We start from the raw sequence: 1,691 nt of genomic DNA, 5'->3' as shown, positions 1-1,691 counted from the left end.
GCTGAGGAGTGAATTCCCTGGCCACGGTGGAGCTGGGACTGGGCGTGCGGCATCGCGCCAGGAGGCGGGTTCCTCTGGCGTACCGGGTAGGCGCTTTTCCCTGCGGGTATTCTGGTGCCGTTCTCCTATTGTTCCGGGTTATGCGGCGGGTTTGATATCGACGGTGTAGCCGAGTTTTTCGAGTTCGGTGACAAGGGTGTTTTTGCGTCTTTCGGGGTTCCGGCGACGGCGCGCGTGCCAGTCGCCGCCGAGGTCGTGGTAGTCGGTGTCGTTCTTGACGATGTGCCAGTAGGCAATGAGGATGTCGTGGCGGGTCGCGCCGATCGCTTTCTGGACTCCGCGTCGGCCGCGGACCTGGGCGTGGTGCGAGGCCAGGTAGGTGTTCTTGCTGCGGGCTGCGGCATGCGCGGCCTCGGTGAGCGCGGTGCGTAACCACTTGTTTCCGTGCCGGGTACGACCGGAGAGTCGTTTTCCTCCGGAGGTGTTGTTGCCGGGGCAGATTCCGGCCCAGGACGCGAGATGGCCGGCGGTCGGGAATCGGGACATGTCCAAGCCGACCTCGGCAACAAGTATCGCGGCGGTAACCGCCGCGACGCCGGTGATCGTCTGGATCCGGTCTACCGTCGACCGGAACGGGGCGATCATCACCTCGATCCGATGGTCGAGGTCGGTGATCTGCTCGTCGCAAAGGTCGATCCGTTCGAGCAGCTGCGCCGCGAGGAAGCCATGGTGGCCGGAACGGAACGTGCCCGCGAGTGCTTCGGCCAGCTGGGGGATCTTTCCGCGCAGCCGGCCGCGAGCGAGTTCGGCGAGGTATTGCGGGTTCCGTTCGCCTTCGATCATCTTCTCCAGGATTGCCCTGCCGGATACTCCGAGCAGCTTGGAGGCAACCGAGGTCAGTTTGACTCCGGCGTCCTGCATCAGTTTCTCCAACCGCTGGACCTCCCGTGTCTTCTCCTCGACGACAGTGCGCCTCGCGCGGGTGAGGTCGCGCAGGTCCCGGAACGGTTTCGGGGGCACAAAGGAGGCGCGGACCAGGCCGTGGGCTACCAAGTCCGCGATCCAAGCGGCGTCGGCCACGTCGGTCTTCCGCCCCGGTACGTTATGGACGTGCGCGGCGTTGAGCAGCCAGCACTCGAACCGATCTTCGAGTATCTGGAAGACCGGTTTCCAGTAAACACCTGTGGATTCCATACCGACGAGCGCCACCCGATTCTCGGTGAGCCAGTCCGAAAGCCGTCCGAGGGCCCCGCCTGTCGTCTCGAACGTCCGCACCTCCGTCGTCGTCTTTCCCGATCCGGCCTGTATCCTTACCGCAGCGACGACCGTGTCCCGATGTACGTCCAGCCCCGCACACCGGGGAAACAGAACCTTCATTCCGTATCACTCCCTCCCGCTCCCGTCGAAATGGGGGTGCTGTCCGGGGAAGGCCTGAACGCAGGAAACTGAGGAACGCGCTCGAAGCAGCAGGAAAGAGTGCCCCAGACCTTCACCGTCATACTCTTGGACGGGCTCACAGCACCAAACGCAGGCGACGTCGACCCGGACAGCACCACGATTGGCTCACGGGACGAGCACGCCCGTAGCCATCACGGCAAAGAAGCCCACACACAGATCACGGCTGTCGCTGCCACCGGAACCGGTAGCAAATTCTCATTCCGAAAGGGTGGCGGCACGCCGCCATGACTGCT

1 protein-coding gene is annotated in these 1,691 nt (G+C 64.0%); it reads right to left on the bottom strand.

Annotated features, from left to right (window positions below; all coding sequences use genetic code 11):
* Window positions 1-138 precede the first annotated feature (138 nt).
* Window positions 139-1,377 carry an IS110 family RNA-guided transposase gene (locus I6A81_RS41095; RefSeq protein ID WP_203008473.1) on the bottom strand — a complete coding sequence of 413 codons (1,239 nt, stop codon included), beginning with the start codon at window positions 1,375-1,377 and terminating at the stop codon, window positions 139-141.
* Window positions 1,378-1,691: the final 314 nt, after the last annotated feature.

The organism is Frankia nepalensis, from assembly GCF_016786325.1.
Classification (GTDB): domain Bacteria; phylum Actinomycetota; class Actinomycetes; order Frankiales; family Frankiaceae; genus Pseudofrankia; species Pseudofrankia nepalensis.
Note: the sequence above shows the minus strand (reverse complement) of the source record. Positions and strands in the feature narration are given on the sequence as shown.